Source organism: Phenylobacterium composti DSM 19425 (assembly GCF_059568645.1).
Window position 1 is genome coordinate 89857 of record NZ_JCANTT010000016.1, and the last position, 14753, is coordinate 104609.

A 14753-nucleotide genomic window follows, 5' to 3' on the forward strand; every position below is an offset into this window, starting at 1 on the left:
CAAACGTGCGCCCCAAGGCGCAGGTTCCAAACGAGGATCAGTCCGCCGTGTCGGCCGTGTGCAGCCGCGAATCACGGGCGTTGACGCCCAGGGCGTACATCAGGCCGATCCAGCCGCCCTTCACCCGGGACAGGAGCCACAGGGTGATGGCCGCCATGGAGCAGAGCATGATCGGCAGGGACCAGCGCGGGTCGCTTTCCCAGACGATGGGGAACAGCAGCAGCGGCGCCACGATCAGGTGGCCCACCAGCACGATGGTGAGATAGGCCGGGCCGTCGTCGGACGGATACTGCGCCAGGCTGTGGTCGCACCGTTCGCAACGGTCGACCACCTTGAGGTAGCGCCAGAACAGGCGGCTTTCGCCGCAGGCGGGGCAACGGTGCCGCACGCCACGGGCGACCGAGCGCAACAGCGGATGGACGATTTCGGCCATGGCGCGCCATATGCCCGCTCAAGGCCGCTACGGAAAGGGTGGAATGGCCTTCGACAGCCATAGGCCGCAGCCGGCCGCCTGCCGAAAGGGCGCCCGCCGGGGCGGGCGCGCATCAGATCAGCGCTTGGCGCTTTCCGCGGCGCCGGTGACGGCGCGGCCGGCGGCCTGGGCGTCGCGGCCGATGCCCGAGATGGTGTTGCAGGCGCCGACCAGCAGGGCCGAGGCCGCGGCGGCGAGCACGATGAGTTTGCGCATGGTGTTCTCCTGTGAGGCCCTCGGGGGCTCCCCCTTCAACTCGAAGACGACGGGCTTGTAGTCAAGGTCGCGGCGGGATTGCGGCGCCGCCCACGAAATCGGCAGCCCGGCGCGGATTCGCCGAACATCGTCATCGCATCGCAAGGAAAACTTGCCACGGCGATTGTGCAGTGCGACATGACGCGCCGCGTTGATGGAGTACTCGCGTGCTTGAAGTCCCGATGCGTACCTTCCCCGGCCTCTTCGTGGGCCGCCGCACCGTCATGATGGCCCAGGAGGTCACCGAAGGCGCCGAGGGCACCCACTACCGATGCGGCGCCTGCGATGCGGTGATCCTGGCCGAGAACGACCCGGCCAAGCTCCGCGACGTGGTGGTCAAGTGCCGCTGCGGCGAATTCAACCAGCTCTGAGCTAGATCTTCTTCACGAACTCGGCCCGCAGCACGAGGCCCTTGATGGTCTCGTGCCGGCAGTCGATCTCCTGCGGATCGCCCGTGAGGCGGATCGAGCGGATGACCGTGCCGCGCTTCAGCGTCTGGCCAGCGCCCTTCACCACCAGATCCTTGATCAGCGTGACCTTGTCGCCGTCGGCCAGCAGGTTGCCGACGGCGTCGCGCACTTCCACGCGGCTGGCCGCAGCGGCCTTCTCGGCGGCCTCGGCCGCGCTGATCCACTCGCCGGTGGCCTCGTCGTAGACGAACTCGTCGTCGCTCATCCTGCTGTCCTCAATCCGCGTCCATCTTCAGGGCGGCGATGAACGCCTCCTGGGGAATCTCGACCTTGCCGAACTGGCGCATGCGCTTCTTGCCCTCCTTCTGCTTCTCGAGGAGCTTGCGCTTGCGGGTGATGTCGCCGCCGTAGCACTTGGCGGTCACGTCCTTGCGCAGGGCGCGCACCGTCTCCCGGGCGATGATCCGCCCGCCGATCGCCGCCTGGATCGGAATCTGGAACATGTGCGGCGGGATCAGGTCCTTCATCTTCTCGACCATGCCCCGGCCGCGGGCCTCGGCCCGGTCGCGGTGCACGAGCATGGAGAGGGCGTCCACCGGCTCGCCGTTGACCAGGATGGACATCTTCACCAGGTCGCCGATCCGGTACTCCTCGATCTGGTAGTCGAAGGAGGCGTAGCCCTTCGAGATCGACTTCAGCCGGTCGTAGAAGTCGAACACCACCTCGTTCAGAGGCAGGTCGTAGACCACCATGGCCCGCGTGCCGACGTAGGACAGCTCGCGCTGCACGCCGCGGCGGTCCTGGCACAGCTTGATGATCGAGCCGAGGTACTCGTCCGGGGTGAAGATGGTGGCCTTGATCCAGGGCTCGGCGATGCTCTCGATCTTAACCGGATCGGGCAGGTCGGCCGGGTTGTGCAGCTCGATCTCGTCGCCGTTGGTGAGCTTGACGCGATAGACCACCGACGGGGCGGTGGCGATCAGGTCGAGGTCGAACTCGCGGCTCAGCCGCTCCTGAATGATCTCCAGGTGCAGGAGGCCCAGGAAGCCGCAGCGGAAGCCGAAGCCCAGGGCCGCGCTGGTCTCCATCTCGTAGGTGAAGCTGGCGTCGTTCAGGCGCAGGCGGCCGATGGCGGCGCGCAGGTCCTCGAAGTCGGCGGCGTCCACCGGGAAGAGGCCGCAGAACACGACCGGCTGCACCTCGCGGAAGCCCGGCAGGGGCTTGTCGGTGGGGCGCTTCTCGTCGGTGATGGTGTCGCCCACGGCGGCGTGGGCCACCTCCTTGATCGAGGCGGTGATGAAGCCAACCTCGCCGGGGCCGAGCTCGTCCACCTCGGTCTGCTTGGGCCGGAACACCCCCAGACGGTCGATCTGATACTGGGCGCCGGTCTGCATCATCTTAACCTTCTGGCCCACGCGCAGCGTGCCGTCGAAGACGCGGACCAGCACCACCACGCCCAGGTACTGGTCGTACCAGGCGTCCACCAGCAGGGCCTTCAGCGGCGCGTCACGATCGCCCTTGGGCGGCGGCAGGCGCTGGACGATGGCCTCCAGCACCTCATGGATGCCGACGCCGGACTTGGCCGAGCATTCCACGGCGTCCGAGGCGTCGAGGCCGATGACGTCCTCGATCTGTTGGCGCACCCGGTCGGGCTCGGCGGCCGGCAGGTCGATCTTGTTCAGGACCGGCACGATCTCGTGATTGTTGTCGATGGCCTGATAGACGTTGGCCAGGGTCTGGGCCTCGACCCCCTGGGAGGCGTCGACCACCAGGATGGAGCCCTCGCAGGCGGCCAGGGAGCGGCTGACCTCATAGGCGAAGTCCACGTGCCCGGGCGTGTCCATCAGGTTGAGGATGTAGGTCTCGCCGTCGTCGGCCTTGTAGTGCAGGCGCACCGTCTGGGCCTTGATGGTGATGCCCCGCTCCCGCTCGATGTCCATGTTGTCGAGCACCTGCTCGCTCATCTCGCGCGCAGTGAGGGCGCCGGTCTCCTGGATGAGCCGGTCCGACAGCGTCGACTTGCCGTGGTCGATGTGGGCCACGATCGAGAAGTTGCGGATCTTGTCGAGGGGAGTCGTCATTGCGCGCGCCCTCTAGCACATTCCGCGACTATCGCGAGGACGCGGCGTCGCGTCACGGCGCATGTGGTTAATCCGCCATTAAGCTGACAACGGCAATTCAGAGCCTCGGGGCCGGGATCTGGCAGCTACGAAGGAGGCACGCCGCAATGGATCGCCGCACGCTCATCGCCACGGGCCTTGTGACCCTCGGCGGCTCCCTTGTGGGAGCGCCCGCCCTGGCGCGCGCCCAGACGGTGTCCAGCCAGCCGCTGCCGCCTGCCGGCGGCCCCAGCGATTCCTACGATCCGTCCTATGCTCCGCCGCCCCCGCCCGGCCATACGCCGGCCTATTCCGCGCGCAGCGAGGACAAGACCTACAGCCAGGACGAGATCATCCGCGGCGTCTCCGACTTCATGGGCGTCACCGCCGAGGCGGCGGGCGGGGTGGTGGAGCGCCTGTTCGCCAACAACGGCCGCCCCACCGCCTATATCGCCGGCGAGGAGGGCTCGGGCTCGTTCGTAGTCGGCGGCCGCTACGGTCGGGGCCTGCTGTACATGAAGGACCGCGAGCCGATGGAGGTCTACTGGCAGGGCCCGTCCGTCGGCTGGGACTTCGGCGGCAACGCCAGCCGGGTCTTCACGCTGGTGTACGACCTCTATGAGCCGGCGCTGATCTTCCAGCGGTTCCCCGGCGTCGAGGGTTCGGCCTATTTCGTGGGCGGCCTGGGCGTGAACTACCAGAAGGCCAACGGCATCACTCTCGCGCCGATCCGCGCGGGCGTGGGCGTGCGTCTGGGCGCGAACGTCGGCTACCTGGCCTACAGCCGCAAGCGCAACATCATGCCGTTCTAAGGCGATCGCCGGCGGCCCCGCGACGGCGCGGGGCCCCGCAGCCCGCTAGTGCTTGTCGGCCTTGGAGGCCAGCAGGTCCATCAGCGCCAGCAGCACCCCCGACACCACGAAGGTGATGTGGATGCCCACCAGCCAGGCGAGGTGGCGGTCGGGGATTTCCTTGCCCTCGGCCAGCTGCATGAAGGCGCGCAGCAGGGCGATGGCGCTGATCGCCACGATCGAGGCGATCAGCTTCATCTTCAGGCCGGAGAAGTCGACGGTGCCCATCCAGCCGGGGCGGTCCTCGTCGTCGCCGGTGTCGATCTTCGAGACGAAGTTCTCGTAGCCCGAGAAGATCACGATCAGGAGCAGGTTGCCGGCCAGCGACAGGTCGATCAGGGCCAGCACCATGAGGATCGCCTCTTCAGGCGACATGGTCGGCAGGTGCGAGAACTCGTGCCAGGCTTCCTTGCCGAAGATGAAGAGCAGCGCCACGAGGGCCAGCACCAGGCCCACATAGAACGGGGCCATCAGCCAGCGCGCACGGAAAAGGCCGGTTTCCAGCCAGCGTTCGGCGACCGGCTTGCGGACGGGGCTCTTGGGGTCGGACATGGGCGCTAGTTAGCGGCCCGGCGCCAGCGAGGCAAACCGGGCCGCATGCTTGTCTGACTAGCCCCGCAGCCTGGCCCCCACGGCCTTCTCGGCCGCCGCCACCACCTTGGCCGACAGGGCTTCGATCTCGGCGTCGGTGAGGGTCTTCTCACGGGGTTGCACGACCACCTCGAGGGCGACCGACTTCTGGCCCTCGGGCACGCCAGGTCCCTGATAGACGTCGAACACCCGCGCATCGGCGATCAGCTGCTTGTCGGCGCCCAGGATCGGGCGGACGAGATCGCCGGCCGGGGTGGCCGCATCGACCACGAAGGCGAAGTCGCGCTTCAGCGGCATCAGGGGCGAAAGCTCCAGGGCCGCCCTGGTCTTCACGCCGCCCTTCTTCTTGGGCTCGGGGATGGCGTCGAGGTTGATCTCGAAGGCCAGCATGGGGCCTTCGGCGTCGAGGGCCTTGAGCACCTGCGGGTGCAGCTCGCCGAACTCGGCGACCACCACCTTGGGCCCCAGCTGCAGCCGGGCCGAGCGGCCGGGGTGCCACCAGGGCGAGGCCTGGCCCTGGACGATCTGCAGGCTCGGGGCGCCCAGCTCGTCCAGCACGGCCAGGAGGTCGGCCTTGAGGGCGAACAGGGGATCGACGGCGGCCTTGATCCAGGACTTGGGCGCGTGCGGCGCCACGAGGGCGGTGATGGCGCTCCACTGGTCGGCGGGCGTATCGCCCCGGAAGTTCGGGCCGATCTCGAACAGCGCTGCGTCGGGGAAGCCCCGGCGGGCGTTGCGGGCGGCCGCCTCCACGAGGTTGCCCAGGGCCGTGGGGCGCATGCAATCCAGGTCCGAGGCGATCGGATTGGCCAGCACCAGCTGCGGCTGGCCGCCGCCGAACAGCTCGGCGAAGGCGCGGCGCATGAAGCTCCAGGTGATGGCCTCGGCATAGCCGCGGGCGGCGAGCGCCCGGCGGGCGTCGCGCATGCGGCGCTGGCGCACGGTGAGGACGCCCCCGGCGGCCGCCGGAACCTCGGGCAGGGGATCGGCCGGCAGCTTGTCGTAGCCGACGATGCGGGCGACCTCCTCGACGAGGTCGGCCTTGCCTTCCACGTCCCGGCGCCAGCTGGGCGGGGTCACCTGATCGCCCGCCACCTCGAAGCCGAGGTCGGTGAGGATGCGGTCGATCTCGGCGGCCGGAAGGTCGAGGCCCGAAAGCTTCTTCACATAGGTCCGGTCGAAGGCGAAGGGCGCGGGCGGGGCGGGCGCCTCGCCGGCCATCGCCAGTTCCGAGGCCTCGCCGCCGCACAGCTCGAGGATCATCGCCGTGGCCAGCTCGATGCCGGGGATGACCGATTGCGGATCGACCGTCCGGGCGAAGCGGTACTGGGCGTCGGAGTTGATGCCGGTGTCGCGGCCGGTCTGGGCGATGCGGATCGGATCGAACCAGGCCGATTCCAGGAAGACATCGGTGGTGCCGTCCGAGCAGCCCGTGGACTCCCCGCCCATGACCCCGCCCAGGCCGATCGGGCGCTGGCCGTCGGCGTCGGCGATGACGCACATCTCGGGGGTGATGTCGTAGGTCTTGCCGTCGAGCGCGATCAGCTGCTCGTCGGCGTGCTTCTCGGCGCTGGCGGTTTCGCCCGCCGACGGCTCGGCCGGGGCCTTGCCCAGGCGGGCCTCGATCACGTCGCCCACCATCAGGGCGCGATCGTAGACGTGCAGCGGCCGGGCGCGGTCGTAGGCGATGTAATTGGTGATATCGACCAGGGCGTTGATCGGGCGCAGGCCGATGCTGGTCAGGCGCTGCTGCAGCCAGGCCGGCGAGGGGCCGTTCCTGACGCCGCGGATCAGGCGGCCGGCGAACACCGGGCAGACCTCGCCGTCGACGCGGATCTGCACCGGGCAGGGGAAGCCGCCCTTCACCTGCGGAATGGTCTCGGGCTTGAGCTTGCCGAGGCCGGCGGCGGCCAGGTCGCGGGCGATGCCGCGCACGCCCAGCCAGTCGGGCCGGTTGGGCGTCACCTCGAAGTCGATCACGGCCTCCAGGCCGAAGGCCTCGGCCGCGGGCGCGCCCACCGGCAGGTCGTCGGGCAGTTCGACGATGCCGTCGGACTCCTCGGCCACCTCAAGCTCCTTGGCCGAGCACAGCATGCCATTGGAGACCACGCCGCGGACGGGACGGGCCTCCAGGGTGATGCCGCTGCCGGGCACATAGGCGCCGATGGGGGCGTAGATGGTGGTCAGGCCGGCCCGGGCGTTGGGCGCGCCGCAGACGATCTCCAGGCGGCCATCCTTGGTCTCGACCTGGCAGACACGCAGCTTGTCGGCGTTGGGGTGCTGCACGGCCTCGACGATCTTGGCCACGCTGAACTTGGCGAGCTTGGAGGCCGGGTCCTCGACGGACTCGACCTCAAGGCCGGCCATGGTCATGGCCTCGACCACCTGATCGACGGTGGCGTCGGTCTCCAGGTGCTCCTTCAGCCAGGAGAGGGTGAACTTCATGCGCGTCTCTCCCTTAGCTGAGGCCGGCGGCCGAGTTCGGGGCCTGGAAGGCCGAGAAGCCGTAGTGCTGCAGCCAGCGCACGTCGGCCGCGAACATGTCGCGCAGGTCGGGCATGCCGTACTTCAGCATCCCCAGGCGATCGACGCCGAGGCCGAAGGCGAAGCCCTGCCACTCGTCGGGATCGAGGCCGCAGTTCTTCAGCACATTGGGATGCACCATGCCGCCGCCCAGGATCTCCAGCCAGTCGGCGCCCTGGCCGATCTTCACGGAACCGCCCGAGCGGTCGCATTGCACGTCCATCTCGCAGGACGGCTCGGTGAACGGGAAGTGGTGCGGCCGGAAGCGGGTGACCACGGCGTCGGTCTCGAAGAACCGGCGCGTGAAGGCGTCCAGGGTCCACTTCAGGTGGCCCATGTGGATGTTCCGGTCGATCACCAGGCCTTCCAGCTGGTGGAACATCGGGGTGTGGGTGGCGTCCGAATCCGAGCGGTAGACGCGGCCCGGGACAATCACCCGGATCGGCGGCGCCTGGCCGTTGGCGATCCACGACGGCAGCTTCTCGTTCGAGGTGCGCATCGTCCGGATCTGGACGGGGCTGGTGTGGGTGCGCAGCAGCTTGCGCTCGCCGTTCTCGCCCTGCGGCAGCCAGAAGGTGTCGTGCATCTCCCGCGCCGGGTGCTTGGGCGGGAAGTTCAGGGCGGTGAAGTTGTGGAAGTCGTCCTCGATGTCCGGGCCTTCGGCCAGGGCGAAGCCCATGTCGGCGAAGACGGCGATCATCTCGTCCAGGGCCTGCATGGTGGGATGCACCCGCCCGCGACGCTCGTAGGGCGCAGGTAGGGTGAGGTCCACGCGCTCGGCGGCCAGCTTGCGGTCGAGCTCGGCCGCCTCGAGGGCCGCCTTCCTGGCCGCGATGGCGGAGGCGACGGCGTCGCGCAGGCCGTTAATCTTGGGCCCCTCCACGCGCCGCTCGTCCGGGCTCATCTTGCCCAGGCCCTTGAGCATCTCGGAGATGGCGCCGGACTTGCCCAGGGCCTCCACGCGGACGGCTTCCAGGGCGGCGACGTCCTGCGCGGCCTCGATGCGGGCGAGGAGCCCGGCCTGCAGTTCGGTAAGGTCTGTCATGACGGGGGTGCTCTAGAGGAGGTTGGCCTGGAGCGGAAGGCAGCAAAAAGCCCTCCGGCGGTTCGGCCGGAGGGCTCTTGGACGCTTCAAGGACCGGGAGGTCCCCAAGGGCTTAAGCCAGCGCGGCGCGAACCTTGTCGGCGATGGCCTTGAACCCGGTCGGATCGTTGCCCGCGATGTCCGCGAGGACCTTGCGGTCGATTTCGATCCCGGCCTTGTTCAGGCCGAAGATAAATTGCGAGTAGGTGAAGCCTTCCAGGCGGGCCGCAGCGTTGATGCGCTGGATCCACAGCGAACGGAAGTTGCGCTTGCGGACCTTGCGGTCGCGGTAAGCGTACTGGCCGGCCTTGTCCACGGCCGCCTTGGCGGCGCGGATGGTGTTCTTGCGGCGCCCGTAGAAGCCCTTGGCCTGCTCGAGAACCTTCTTGTGCTTGGCGTGGGCGACAACGCCCCGTTTCACGCGAGCCATCTGTCAGATCTCCTTACAGGCCGTAGGGCAGCCAGGACTTGATGATCTTGGCGTCCTGTTCGGACATCACCTTGGTCCCGCGGTTCTGACGGATGTACTTGCCGTTGTGGCTGATGAGGCGGTGGCGCTTGCCGGCCACGCCGGCCTTCAGCTTGCCGGTCGCCGTCATCTTGAAGCGCTTTTTCACGCCCGACTTGGTCTTCAGTTTCGGCATTTCACTCGGAGCGCGGACGCCCCGTCCTCTGGTCGTGTTGATGAACCGCCCTGGCATGCCTTGGGGCCAGGCGGTTCCGAAGGGGCGGGCTAATACGGGAAATGGCCTGGGAAGGCAAGGCTGAGGGCGCTCAGCCATGCTTTCCGCGCCTTTACCCCGTTCCTTAAAGGCCGGTTACCCGCGAGGCGCCACGCTGGGCGTCCCAGCCGCGCAGATGCGGCGATGGAGCCGACAGAATGTCCAGCATCTCCTCCGCCGCGCCGTTCACGCCCGGCTACAATCCCCACGCGGCTCCGGCCCAGCAGGCGGCCAAGGCCGAAGCGGCGGCCGAAAAGGCTCGCGAGAAGGTCTCGGAGCTGACCGCCACGGCGGTGGCGGCCGAGGCCGTGAAGGATTCCAGGAAGGGCGCGGTGCTCGACATCCGCGTCTGAGCCCGTCGCCGCGGTCGAGCCCTACTGGCCGGCGGTCTTCTGCCGGGCGAGCTCGGCCTGGAAGGCCGCATAGCCCTTCTCGAAGTAAGCCCGGCAGCCCTCGGGATCGACAAAGGCGTCGGGCCTTCCCGACTTGGCCTTCTCGGCCATGCCGAAGAAGCGGCCATGGCTGCCGAGGAAGATGTCGCAGGGCATGGCGCGCCAGGCCCGGTAGCTCTTCTCGTAGTCGGCCGCGATGCCGGGATAGCTCTCCTCGCCCGTCAGCCGGTAGCCCGGCAGGATGGTGTTGGAGCAGAGGATCATCGCCTGGCGGGGCTGGCCGTCCACCGTCACCGGGAAGGTCCAGGTGGTGCAGCCCCGGGTGTGGCCGGGCGTGATATGCGCGGTCAGGGTGCGCTCGCCGAGCTTCACCTTCTGGCCGTCGCGGACCGTCCCGTCGGGCTTCACCGGCGGATAGGCCGCCCGGTCGCCGAGGAAGAAGTCGCCCTTGCCGCCCCGGGCCATCAGCTTGCCGTCCTCGCCGCTGGCCAGAACCTTGGCGCCCGTGGCCGCCTTGAGCGCGGCGAGGCCGCCGGCGTGGTCCAGGTGGGCGTGGGTGTTGAGGATGATCTTCACCTGGCTCTTCGGGTCGAAGCCCAGGCGGCGGATGTTGTCGAGAATCTGCGGCGCGGTGGTCTCGTAGCCGCCGTCGATGAGGATCAGGCCCTTGTTGGTCTGGAGCAGATAGGCCGCCACGTCCGAGGCGCCCACCCACCAGAAGCCGTCGGCGATGGCGAAGGGCTTCACCGGCTGGTTGTCGGGCCGGGAGTCCGCGGCCTGTCCCTGAGCCTGAGCCTGAGTCTGAGCCTGAATCTGGGCCTGGGCGGCCCCCGGAACGACGAGAGCGGCCGCCCAGAGGACGGCCGCTCCCAGATATCCCATAGCCTTGGCGTTCACCGGTGTCCGGCTCAGCGCGGCGCCAGGATCATGATCATCTGACGGCCCTCCATGCGAGGCTCGTACTCGACCTTGGCCACCGGCTCGAAGTCGGCCTTGACCTTCTGCAGCAGCTTCATGCCGAGTTCCGGGTGGGCCAGTTCGCGGCCGCGGAAGCGAAGGGTGATCTTCACCTTGTCGCCTTCCTCGAAGAAGCGGGTCATCGACCGGGCCTTAACCTCGTAGTCGTGCTGGTCGATGTTCGGCCGGAGCTTGATCTCCTTGAGCTCGACGATCTTCTGCTTCTTGCGCGCCTCGTTCTTCTTCTTCTGCTCCTGGAACTTGAACTTGCCGTAATCCAGGATCTTGCAGACGGGCGGATCCGCGTTGGGGACGATCTCCACCAGGTCCAGCCCAGCCTCTTCGGCGGCCTCGATGGCGGCAGAGGTGGGCATCACGCCTTGCTTCTCACCGTGCTGGTCGATGAGCAGGACGCGAGGGACGCGGATCTCTTGATTCATACGCGGCCCTTCCTTGACGGGCGGCGTGTTCATGGGGCGGCGAATAGGCAGAGCTCCTGGTGCTGTTGAAACGCAAAAACGCCGGTGCGCATCGAGCGCTCCGGGCGTGCTGTCAGTATATGACGAAGGGATACTTCCGTATCAAGGTCGCGCAGACGGTGCAGGGGCGAGAGAATTGGCCGCCTGCGCCACCTGGGCCACAGTGATGTCGGCCAGATTGTCCGCCCGGAGGATGGCCACCTTGCCCCGCGGCGCCGACAGGGCGGGGTCCGAGGCCTTGCCGAAGATGACGATGGTGGGGGCGCCGGCGGCCGCCGCCAGGTGCAGCGGCCCGGTGTCGTTGCCCACCGCCAGGGCGGCCTTGGCGCCCAGCATGGCGATGCGGGCGAAGTCGGTGCGGCCGGTGAGGTCCCGCGCCCTGGGCGTCTGTCGCTGGATCGCGTGGGCCAGGGCGGTCTCTTGCGGCCCGCCGATGATCACGATGTCGAAGCCCCGCGCATAGAGGATGCGGGCCAGCTCGGAGTAGCGCTCGAGGGGCCAGCGCTTGTCGAGCCGGTGGGCGGAGCCGCCGGGCACGAACATCACATAGGGCCGGGGCTTCACAGCCCCGGGCACGGGCCGCTCGGCCGGCGCCTGTTTCAGCACCCAGGACAGGTCTGGCGGCGGCGCCGTGCCTGGCTCGGTGGGCGCATCGGGCCAGATGCCGGCGTACATCAGCTGGTCCGCCTGGCGTTCCAGGGTGTGCATCTGATTCCGCAGCGGATTGCGGTGCGGCAGCGAGCAGCCGAAGGCGATCCCGGACCAGGCCGGCGGGTTCGGGCGCAGCAACTGGAAGATGCGGTTGGACTGGGCCGAGGTCTGCAGGTCGTAGACCCGGGTCAGGTTCATGGCCTTCAGCCGCTTCCGCAGCGCCATCCACTGGGTGAAGCCCTCGGGGCGGCCGCCGGTGTCCACGGCGTTGAAGTAGGGGCAGCTCTTGGCCAGGGCCTCGAACGGCGGCGTGGTCAGGAGCGTGATGTGGGCCTTGGGGTGGGCCTCGCGGATCTTCTTCATCGCCGCCAGGGCCAGGACGAAATCCCCCAGGGCCGACAGCTTGATCACCAGGATGCGGTCGACGGGGCGCGGCATGTCAGCGGTTCGCCTTGCTGCTGCGGGCCGCCAGCACGCGTTCATAGGCGGCGAGGGTGGCGGCGCACATGGCTTCTACCGAATAGAGCCGCCGGGCGCGCTCCTGGCCGGCGCGGCCCATCTCCAGGCGCTGTCCGGGGCCGGCGTCGATGGCGCGGGCGAGGGCGGCGGCCCAGGCTTCGGCGTCGCCCGGCGGGACCAGCCAGCCCGTCGTCCCATCCACCACGGTTTCAGTCACCCCGCCATGGGCGGAGGCGATCACCGGCCGGCCCATGGCCTGGGGCTCCACGGCGGCCCGGCCGAAGCTCTCGGGCACGGTGGTCGGCAGGATGGCGATGTCGGCGAGCAGATAGGCCGCGGGCATGTCGTCACAATGGCCGACGATCCTTACGGCCTCCTGAAGCCCGGCCTCGGCGATGGCCCGGGCGAGTTCCTCGGCATAGCCGCTGCGGCCCTGGTCGTCGCCCGCGAAGAGGACGACGAAGTCGCGCCGGCCCTCCGACGCGAGCCGCCGCGCGGCCTCGATGATGGTGAGGTGGCCCTTGATGCGGGTGAGGCGCCCAGCCAGCAGCACCTTGGTGCGCGGGTCGCCGGCCTCGAGACCCCAGGCCGCGCCCAGCGCCGCCACGCGCTCGGGCGCGACCTCGGCGGGATCGAAGCGGCCAAGGTCCACCCCGCGGGGAATGGTGACCACCTTGGCCGGATCGACGTCGTGTTCGGCCAGCACATGGGCGCGGGTGTAGTCGGAATTGGCGATGACCAGATCGCCGCGGGTCATGACGGCGTTGTACCAGCGCTTCAGCCCGCTCCGGGCCTTGTAGACGCCGTGGTAGGTGGCCACGAACGGGGCGCCCGTCGCCCGCGCCGCCCAGAGCGCCGAGAAGGCCGGGGCCCGGCTGCGGGCGTGGATGATCGAGACCTTCTCCCGCCGGATCAGGGCTGCCAGCCGCCGGGCGTTGCCCAGCATGGCCACGGGGTTCTTGGACTGCGCCGGCATTTCGATCAGCTGGCCGCCATCGGAGACCAGCCGCCGGGTCATGCGCCCGCCGCGGGTGGCGACCAGGGCCCGGCCGCCCGCGCGCACGACCGCCTGGGCGATGTCGAGGGTGCTCTGCTCTGCGCCCCCGGTCTCAAGTTCGGGGATGACCTGCAGCAGGGTGAAATCGGAGGGGAGGGCCACGGCTCCTGATAGCGCGGAACGGGCTTGCGCCGTAAGAGGCGGAGCATGAGCGAGACGAGCGGATTTCTGACGCAGCCCGACGGCGAGCGGATCGCCTGGCGCAAGGTGGAGGGGCGCGGCCCCACGGTGGTCTGGCTGGGCGGCTTCAAGTCGGACATGGCCGGGACCAAGGCCCAGGCCCTGGCCGACTGGGCGCTGGCGAACGGCCGGGCCTTCGTCCGGTTCGACTATTTCGGCCACGGGGAATCCTCGGGCGACTTCCGGGCTGGCACGATCAGCCGCTGGCGCGAGGACGCCCTCGCGGTGCTGGAGCAGCTCACCGAGGGCGAGACGGTGCTGGTGGGCTCGTCCATGGGCGGCTGGATCGCTTGCCTCGCGGCGGCGGCGGCGCCCGAGCGGGTGAAGGCCATGGCGCTCGTGGCCCCGGCGCCGGACTTCACCGAGAAGCTGATGAAGCCCGAGATCCCGCCCGAGGGGCTGGAGGACCTCGCCCGGGACGGCGTCTGGCTCCGGCCCAGCGAGTACGGGGAGCCCTATCCGATTACCCGCGAGCTGCTGGAGGACGGCGCCCGCTGGTCGATCCTGGAGGCCCAGGAGGTTCCCATCGAGGTCCCGGTCCGCATCCTGCAGGGCGGGGAGGACCCCGACGTGCCCTGGACCCACGCGCTGCAGCTGGCCAACGCCCTTAAGGGCTCGGACGTGGTCTTCACCCTGATCAAGGACGGCGACCATCGCCTGTCCCGGCCCCAGGACCTCGCCCGTCTGCTGCAGGCGGTGGAGGAGCTCGCGGGCTAGCCCCCGGCGCGCAGGATCGCCGCCAGCCCTTCGCGATAGGTGGGATAGGCGGGCCGCCAGCCGAGCTCGGCCTTGGCCAGGGCGTTCGAGACCCGCTTGCTCTCGGCGTAGAAGCGCTGGGCCTGGGGCGACAGCCCGGCCTCGGCCAGGGGAATCGCTGGGGGCGCAGGCATGCCGAGCAGCCCCGCCGCATGGGCGATGACGTCAGGATTGGGCGCGGGCTCGTCGTCGCAGAGATTGTAGACGCCCCCCGCCCGCGGCCGGGCGATGGAGGCGGCAAGGCCTGCCGCCAGGTCGTCCACATGGATGCGGGAGAACACCTGGCCGGGGGCGACGATGCGGCGAGCCTTGCCCTCGCGCAGGCGGTCGAAGGCCGAACGGCCGGGGCCGTAGATGCCCGGCAGCCGGAAGACCGTGACGGTCAGGCCCATGCCCCGCCCCACCTCCAGCCAGTCGCGCTCGGCCCCCACGCGCCGGGCCCCTTCGACGGATTGCGCGGCCAGGGCGCTGCGCTCGGTCACCCAGCCGCCGCGGCGGTCGCCATAGACGCCGGTGGTGGAGAGGTAGCCGGTCCAGTCCGGGAAGGCGTTGGCCTGGGCGAGGGCCGGAACAAGGGTGTTGAGGCCCGGGCAGCCCTCGGGGCCGGGGGGCGCCGTCACCAGTAGGGCGCGGGTCTCGGCCAGGACGCGAACCAGCGCGGCGCGATCGTCCACATGCACCGGCGTGACGCCGTCGGCGATCAAAGCGTCGGCCGGACCGCGATGGCTGGCGGTCACGCTCCAGCCCTCGGCGCGCAGGCGCCGGGCCAGGGCGCGGCCCGTGAAGCCGTAGCCGAAGATGAACAGCCGCAAGGG

Annotated in this window: 18 protein-coding genes; 4 read left to right on the top strand and 14 right to left on the bottom strand. The window is 69.5% G+C overall.

What is annotated here, in order from left to right; all coding sequences use genetic code 11:
- Positions 1–37: 37 nt before the first annotated feature.
- Together BO64_RS12065 and BO64_RS12070 are read right to left on the bottom strand one after the other, a co-directional pair.
- The gene (locus BO64_RS12065; protein WP_496403553.1) at positions 38–433 is read right to left on the bottom strand and encodes a DUF983 domain-containing protein; all 396 of its coding nucleotides are present in this window, start codon (positions 431–433) and stop codon (positions 38–40) included.
- A 117-nt stretch (positions 434–550) separates the two neighbouring features.
- On the bottom strand, positions 551–688 hold the full coding sequence (locus BO64_RS12070; RefSeq protein ID WP_496403554.1) for an entericidin A/B family lipoprotein: 138 nt from the start codon (positions 686–688) through the stop codon (positions 551–553).
- Positions 689–909: 221 nt separating this feature from the next.
- Between BO64_RS12070 and BO64_RS12075 the strand changes: the two genes are divergently transcribed.
- Complete coding sequence (locus BO64_RS12075; protein ID WP_496403555.1) at positions 910–1098, top strand: hypothetical protein; 189 nt, start codon at positions 910–912, stop codon at positions 1096–1098.
- Between the two features lies 1 nt (position 1099).
- Here the strand turns inward: BO64_RS12075 and BO64_RS12080 are convergent, their stop codons facing one another.
- A complete protein-coding gene (locus BO64_RS12080) occupies positions 1100–1312 on the bottom strand; it encodes an alkylphosphonate utilization protein (RefSeq protein ID WP_496403678.1) in 213 nt (70 codons plus the stop codon).
- Between the two features lie 100 nt (positions 1313–1412).
- Positions 1413–3218 (bottom strand): translation elongation factor 4, encoded by a 1806-nt coding sequence (gene lepA, locus BO64_RS12085; RefSeq protein ID WP_496403556.1) that lies wholly within the window; start codon positions 3216–3218, stop codon positions 1413–1415.
- Positions 3219–3364: 146 nt separating this feature from the next.
- On the opposite strand from lepA, the gene BO64_RS12090 reads away from it, so the two are divergent.
- Positions 3365–4048 (top strand): DUF1134 domain-containing protein, encoded by a 684-nt coding sequence (locus tag BO64_RS12090; RefSeq protein WP_496403557.1) that lies wholly within the window; start codon positions 3365–3367, stop codon positions 4046–4048.
- 45 nt (positions 4049–4093) lie between these two features.
- Here the strand turns inward: BO64_RS12090 and BO64_RS12095 are convergent, their stop codons facing one another.
- The 5 genes from BO64_RS12095 to rpmI all read right to left on the bottom strand — a co-directional run bounded on the left by BO64_RS12095 (position 4094) and on the right by rpmI (position 8929).
- On the bottom strand, positions 4094–4639 hold the full coding sequence (locus BO64_RS12095) for a TIGR00645 family protein (RefSeq protein WP_496403558.1): 546 nt from the start codon (positions 4637–4639) through the stop codon (positions 4094–4096).
- 57 nt (positions 4640–4696) lie between these two features.
- Positions 4697–7123, bottom strand: coding sequence for a phenylalanine--tRNA ligase subunit beta (pheT, locus tag BO64_RS12100; RefSeq protein WP_496403559.1), 2427 nt, complete (start codon positions 7121–7123; stop codon positions 4697–4699).
- 13 nt (positions 7124–7136) lie between these two features.
- Positions 7137–8246: a phenylalanine--tRNA ligase subunit alpha gene (gene pheS / locus BO64_RS12105; protein ID WP_496403560.1), complete on the bottom strand. Its 1110-nt coding sequence runs from the start codon at positions 8244–8246 to the stop codon at positions 7137–7139.
- A 112-nt stretch (positions 8247–8358) separates the two neighbouring features.
- Positions 8359–8715, bottom strand: a complete 357-nt coding sequence (rplT, locus tag BO64_RS12110; RefSeq protein ID WP_496403561.1) for a 50S ribosomal protein L20 — start codon at positions 8713–8715, stop codon at positions 8359–8361.
- 13 nt (positions 8716–8728) lie between these two features.
- On the bottom strand, positions 8729–8929 hold the full coding sequence (gene rpmI / locus BO64_RS12115) for a 50S ribosomal protein L35 (protein ID WP_496403562.1): 201 nt from the start codon (positions 8927–8929) through the stop codon (positions 8729–8731).
- Positions 8930–9165: 236 nt separating this feature from the next.
- Here rpmI and BO64_RS12120 point away from each other — a divergent pair, with 236 nt between their 5' ends.
- Complete coding sequence (locus BO64_RS12120) at positions 9166–9360, top strand: hypothetical protein (protein ID WP_496403563.1); 195 nt, start codon at positions 9166–9168, stop codon at positions 9358–9360.
- A gap of 21 nt (positions 9361–9381) precedes the next feature.
- Here the strand turns inward: BO64_RS12120 and bla are convergent, their stop codons facing one another.
- The 4 genes from bla to BO64_RS12140 form a co-directional block, all read right to left on the bottom strand.
- Positions 9382–10296 carry a subclass B3 metallo-beta-lactamase gene (bla, locus tag BO64_RS12125; RefSeq protein ID WP_496403564.1) on the bottom strand — a complete coding sequence of 305 codons (915 nt, stop codon included), beginning with the start codon at positions 10294–10296 and terminating at the stop codon, positions 9382–9384.
- 11 nt (positions 10297–10307) lie between these two features.
- Positions 10308–10829: a translation initiation factor IF-3 gene (gene infC / locus BO64_RS12130; protein ID WP_496403565.1), complete on the bottom strand. Its 522-nt coding sequence runs from the start codon at positions 10827–10829 to the stop codon at positions 10308–10310.
- Positions 10830–10937: 108 nt separating this feature from the next.
- Positions 10938–11924, bottom strand: coding sequence for a glycosyltransferase family 9 protein (locus BO64_RS12135; RefSeq protein ID WP_496403566.1), 987 nt, complete (start codon positions 11922–11924; stop codon positions 10938–10940).
- A gap of 1 nt (position 11925) precedes the next feature.
- Positions 11926–13104 carry a glycosyltransferase family 4 protein gene (locus tag BO64_RS12140; protein WP_496403567.1) on the bottom strand — a complete coding sequence of 393 codons (1179 nt, stop codon included), beginning with the start codon at positions 13102–13104 and terminating at the stop codon, positions 11926–11928.
- A gap of 45 nt (positions 13105–13149) precedes the next feature.
- Between BO64_RS12140 and BO64_RS12145 the strand changes: the two genes are divergently transcribed.
- The gene (locus tag BO64_RS12145) at positions 13150–13899 is read left to right on the top strand and encodes an alpha/beta fold hydrolase (RefSeq protein WP_496403568.1); all 750 of its coding nucleotides are present in this window, start codon (positions 13150–13152) and stop codon (positions 13897–13899) included.
- Here BO64_RS12145 and BO64_RS12150 read toward each other — a convergent pair.
- A complete protein-coding gene (locus BO64_RS12150) occupies positions 13896–14750 on the bottom strand; it encodes an SDR family oxidoreductase (protein ID WP_496403569.1) in 855 nt (284 codons plus the stop codon). The two genes, BO64_RS12145 and BO64_RS12150, sit on opposite strands and share 4 nt — an antisense overlap.
- Between the last annotated feature and the right edge of the window lie 3 nt (positions 14751–14753).

Coding starts and splice junctions, on each gene's coding strand:
- BO64_RS12075 (WP_496403555.1), top strand. CDS start 910: ATGCGTACCTTCCCCGGCCTCTTCGTGGGCCGCCGCACCGTCATGATG.
- BO64_RS12120 (WP_496403563.1), top strand. CDS start 9,166: ATGTCCAGCATCTCCTCCGCCGCGCCGTTCACGCCCGGCTACAATCCC.
- BO64_RS12070 (WP_496403554.1), bottom strand. CDS start 688: ATGCGCAAACTCATCGTGCTCGCCGCCGCGGCCTCGGCCCTGCTGGTC.
- BO64_RS12135 (WP_496403566.1), bottom strand. CDS start 11,924: ATGCCGCGCCCCGTCGACCGCATCCTGGTGATCAAGCTGTCGGCCCTG.
- BO64_RS12095 (WP_496403558.1), bottom strand. CDS start 4,639: ATGTCCGACCCCAAGAGCCCCGTCCGCAAGCCGGTCGCCGAACGCTGG.
- BO64_RS12145 (WP_496403568.1), top strand. CDS start 13,150: ATGAGCGAGACGAGCGGATTTCTGACGCAGCCCGACGGCGAGCGGATC.
- pheS (WP_496403560.1), bottom strand. CDS start 8,246: ATGACAGACCTTACCGAACTGCAGGCCGGGCTCCTCGCCCGCATCGAG.
- BO64_RS12090 (WP_496403557.1), top strand. CDS start 3,365: ATGGATCGCCGCACGCTCATCGCCACGGGCCTTGTGACCCTCGGCGGC.
- rplT (WP_496403561.1), bottom strand. CDS start 8,715: ATGGCTCGCGTGAAACGGGGCGTTGTCGCCCACGCCAAGCACAAGAAG.
- pheT (WP_496403559.1), bottom strand. CDS start 7,123: ATGAAGTTCACCCTCTCCTGGCTGAAGGAGCACCTGGAGACCGACGCC.
- BO64_RS12065 (WP_496403553.1), bottom strand. CDS start 433: ATGGCCGAAATCGTCCATCCGCTGTTGCGCTCGGTCGCCCGTGGCGTG.
- rpmI (WP_496403562.1), bottom strand. CDS start 8,929: ATGCCGAAACTGAAGACCAAGTCGGGCGTGAAAAAGCGCTTCAAGATG.
- infC (WP_496403565.1), bottom strand. CDS start 10,829: ATGAACACGCCGCCCGTCAAGGAAGGGCCGCGTATGAATCAAGAGATC.
- lepA (WP_496403556.1), bottom strand. CDS start 3,218: ATGACGACTCCCCTCGACAAGATCCGCAACTTCTCGATCGTGGCCCAC.